Origin of the sequence: Finegoldia magna, from assembly GCF_018371055.1 — a bacterium.
GTDB lineage: Bacteria > Bacillota > Clostridia > Tissierellales > Peptoniphilaceae > Finegoldia > Finegoldia magna_I.
Window position 1 is genome coordinate 1 of sequence record NZ_JAGYZD010000133.1, and the last position, 4776, is coordinate 4776.

Here is a 4776-nt window from a genome sequence, read left to right on the forward strand (position 1 = left end):
CCATCCCATTTCAAATCTCCCATAACTTTTAGCTTAGAAGATTTTATACCCTTAGCGTCATTTCTCTTAGAGTTTAAGATACCTCTAATAAAATGCTCTTTAGTTATTACTTTAAGATCTTTTTGACCTTCTCCTTCTTTATCGGTATTTACGATTGATATTTGTCCTTCTTTTGCACTTCTTAGAACAAGTGGTGAAGGGGTTAGCCCTCTTTCTATTTGTACTTCTTGATTTTGTCCTTTAGAATCGAGTGGGTAAACTCTTGCTACTTTTGAGCCGCTATTAGATGCATCAGTTAATCCTTGGTTGTTATTTAATGCAAATAAGTCAGGGTCTTGATCAAGTGATTTTGTATTTCCATCTTTTCTGTTTTGGATAACGGCAGCTGGATTGAATTTATCGATGTCGTGTTCTCCACCTATACCCTTATTCAAGGTTCCAGGTATTTTTGGTTTACCATCGTCATCATAACCTTCCATTGTCTTTGATTTTGAACCTTCTTCCCAAGCCCACTTGTCAAGGATTGGCTCCTTGTTCCAATTTCCAGCAAAGCCCATAAGTGGCATTGATAGAGATGGTTGAAAAACTGTCTTGTTTCCCTTACCGCACATTGCCTCAACTTCTTCTTTAGATTCAAATCTAATGAAGGATTCTACAAATTTATTTTTATCTTTAGCATCTCCGACATCTATTACAGCATTTAAGTCAAAACTTGAATTTGGTTTTATGGTAAATGTATCGTATTCGAATGTTATCTTTGCTCCATTAATTACTTCAGGATGGATTTCTGGAACAATTTGTTTTCCATCTTGAGATTTTTCATCCTTGTAAGTTTCATCAAGTTTTAGTCTATTGGTTAAGGAATCTGTTGTGATTGCAGATGATGAAGCTTTAAATGTTAGAGGTCTATCTGATGTATTAATTAATTTAATTGTGAAATATTTTTTATCGCCCTTAATCTCTTTAAGTGAAATAGATCCATATGAATTTACCAAACCTTCAGAGTCTAAATTCTTAAAGCTAGCTATAACGTCATTTCTTAGTGCATTAGCTACGTTAATAAGACCAGCGCCTTGTTGTCTTGGTGAAGCATAATATAGTGATTTCTCCTTCCAACCTGTTGGATCCATCATAGGTCTTGCTGTGTTTTGTAGGGCAATCTTTGTAAGAGTAGTTAAGTCGATTTTGTCGTCACCTGTTAGGTCTTTTAAGACAGGTTTTGCGAGCATCTCTTTTAGTTTTGGTCTAATCAATACTGTTGATGCTGCAACTACTGGTGTTGCCATACTTGTTCCTGACATATAACCATAAGTTGACTTGCCGTCAATTACATTTAGAGTTGATTTGATGTTCTTTCCTGGTGCTGATACATCTGGCTTTAGGAGGAGGTCAACCCTTGGACCCCAAGATGTAGAAGCTGCTGGAACTATTACTTCTTCCTTGTAAAGTTCCTTATCTGTATCAGGAGCAAAGTTAAAGGCTAGCTCTTTCTCATCACCAAGCTTTGGACGGTTTTTGTTGAAGCTTTCCATGTCAATTGGATAGTATTGGTCAAGCTTATCTTTGAAGTCTTCCTTTTTATTTCTTTTAACCTCTGTTTTATTTGTTGGATTAATCATATTCCAAATCTTTAGACCATCATCACCTGATACTGAAAATACTTGACAAGTTGTTCCTTCATCTTCTTCATAACCCATGGCTGGAAGCTCTGTCCAGTTATCTCTGTTGTAGTAGTTAACTGTATTTACAACCATGATTGCACGAGCACCTTTATCGGCAGCTCTTTTGAAGGCATATTTTAAATCCTTGGTATAGATTCTATCCATAACGGCAATTTTGCCTTTAAGATTAAGACCAACTAGATCTTCATCTTGACCCTTGCCTATATAAACAAATTTGACTTTGTCAGATAGCTTGCTTCCGTCTTCATTTGTGATAATCTTATCCTTATCGAAGAATGTACCGATATTTCTATACTTGAAGCTTTCGCCACCAATATTTACCTTATCAAACTCTACTATTTGGTTTTTAGCTGATGCTACAGCTATGGCATCTTCATGGGCAGCAGTCCTTGTTACATTTCCTGTATCGGTCATCCTTAGTTGGTTATTTGCTGCCAAGTCCCATGATGAGCTTGATGCAGCTGTTGCGTAGTTTCCAGTTGCTACAACCATAGGAATGCCAGCTTTTCTCAAAGCTCTAACAGCCTGCCAATATTTTTCTCCTACTAGTCCTGTTCCTGTAAAACCTGATGATACAGATACTACATCGACCTTATGCTTGATTGCATCTTCAATAGCATGAAACATCGTTTCATCACCGGCAAATCCATCACCTGAATCAGAATACATCTTATAAGAAAATATTTGAGCGTTTGGAGCAATCCCGTCAATACCATTATAATTAGCTATGTCCTCATCAGTATCATTTCCAGCAAGAATTCCTGCTATATGCATACCGTGTGGATCATGATAATCTGAACCATCATCATATTTTTCGACAGTGATTTTGCCACCATTATAATAGTTAAAAGCGTGAGGTATTTTATCACTCAACCAAAAGTACTTGTCAGTTCCTTGTAAATCATCTTTCTTATATTTCATCGATGATTTCGCATCTTCGTCAATTCTCATGGCTTTGTGTCTGTAATCAGTTCCAGTATCAATATTTGCAATTACCATTCCTCTACCATCAAAGTTTTTGCCAAATTGAGCATTGATTGCTTTTAGGTAATCTATGGATTCATCAACTCCTATTTCCTTTCGAGCATTGTTCATCATCGGTTGAATTTTTTGTGATTTTTCGACTGATGAAATGCCTTCAATAAGTTTAATTTTGTCCAAATTATCTCGATTTGTTTCTATAGCACAACCATTGAAAATCGTATTATAAGTATACAAAACTTTAGTATTTTTAAAATTAGATAGTTCTTTAATTGCTTTCTGACCATCCTCCTTATTCCTAAATTCAGCTATGTATACAACTCTATCCTCTTCTTTTTTAGAAATGTTTAGAATTTCATCTGCTTTATGCAATTCATGTCCTTTTGATACTTCTTTGTTTGAATATTTGTTATCGGAAGTATTTTTATTATCAATTACAGAATCCTCTTTAATATCTTCTTTGGTAATTACTGATAACTTTTCATCGTTTGTATTGTTCGAATTTTCTTTATTGACTTTTAAAGTCTCATTCGTAAGCTTATTTTCATCCTGCTTATATTCTATAGATTTTTCCTTATCAATAATATTTTTAATATCTTCAGTTTTTGCAAAAACTGTATCACTGCACATAAATGAAACTGATGAAACTGATAAAGCTGCAACAAGAGTTGCCTTTATAATATCTTTTTTTTTCATAAATCCTCCTAGATTAAAAAATATTAATTTTATTCATGGTATAAATTGCAAATATCGATATTGAGTCCCATTTTCAAAAATTACATTCTAAATTTTACTACTTTTTTTTTATTTAGTCAACATTTATAAGACCTCTAATATAATTATTTTTTTACTTTATATACATAAAACGCATAATAAAAGTATATTAATAATTAAAAGATATATTAATAATTTTAAAAACAGAGATTTCATTAATAATTAAAATATAAAAGCCTTTATCATTTTCCTAAATATGCAATTAAATAAATAATATATTTATAGTTATGCTTTAAGTATAACTTTTTATGTATTTTTTGACATATTAAAATCCCCCTGATTATTGTCTTATCAGGAGGATTTCTCATACAAAAACTATTTCACAGTCTCAAATAAATACATTCAACTAATTTATATTTTATTTCGATCATCATTCACATTTCCGTCGCACAAATACTTTATAAATTCATCTAATACGTTTCTTGTCCTTTCATCTAAAATAGCTATCCATCTTTCGGGAATTGTAGAATATCCATGAATTGATCCACTGATACTTCCAGCAATTGCAGCTATCGTATCGGAATCTCCCCCGTGATTTACAGCATTTATAATACAATCTTCAATTGAATTTTCCTTAGCCCAATGAATCGCATTATTGAAAGTGTTCACGATATATCCTGATGGTTTTAACAATTGCGTATCTTTTAGTTCATGTTTTTTTCCATTGATATTATCTCTGATAATTTGTGTGTATTCTTTTAAAATTCTGTCACACATTTCGTTATTGTGAGTGAGTCGTCCTTGTTTTATATTCAAATCTTCAGAAGTTTCATTATCTAGCAGTGCACAAGGAAGTGCTCTCATCAAACTTCCATTTCCAAGCGCTGTATCATCTTCTTCGATAAATATTTCGTACTGAATGTAGTGTTCAATTGCACGTCTACATTGATTGCCAATATCTCTTGGATGAGTATTGTACCGCTCCACGAAATTTTTCATAGTATTTTTCTCAAAATTATCACGGTCATTTTCCATCAAAGAATTCATAACGCAAATACTCATATCAGTATCATCAGTGCATTCTCCCGGATTCAAATCAAGCCATCCTCCACCTAATATATCAGTGACTTTTCCGTAGATTTTTGAAATTTCGTCTTCAGTCATAAATTCAGTAGTAGCTCCCATGCTATCACCTATCGCAAAAGCAAAAAGCGCTCCTTTGATTCGATCTATTTTCCTTCTGTCCATATTTTCATCCCCTTTTGTATATTTTATTACAAATTAAAACAAAAAAATATCCCCAGAAAATAAATTCCAGGGATATTAACAAATCTAAATCAAATTATTTTCTTTTAACATTAATTCGATATCAGTGTCTTCTATTTTCTTTCCAATACTA

2 protein-coding genes are annotated in these 4776 nt (G+C 32.9%); both read right to left on the minus strand.

Annotated features, from left to right (window positions below; all coding sequences use genetic code 11):
• The coding region (locus tag KHW44_RS06425; protein ID WP_304067391.1) for a S8 family serine peptidase at positions 1-3359 on the minus strand (3359 nt) is incomplete at its 3' end.
• Between the two features lie 429 nt (positions 3360-3788).
• Complete coding sequence (locus KHW44_RS06430) at positions 3789-4625, minus strand: ADP-ribosylglycohydrolase family protein (protein WP_304067394.1); 837 nt, start codon at positions 4623-4625, stop codon at positions 3789-3791.
• Positions 4626-4776: the final 151 nt, after the last annotated feature.

What these genes read in the sequence shown, in the direction of transcription:
- KHW44_RS06430 (WP_304067394.1), bottom strand. Translation starts at nt 4,625, where the DNA reads ATGGACAGAAGGAAAATAGATCGAATCAAAGGAGCGCTTTTTGCTTTT.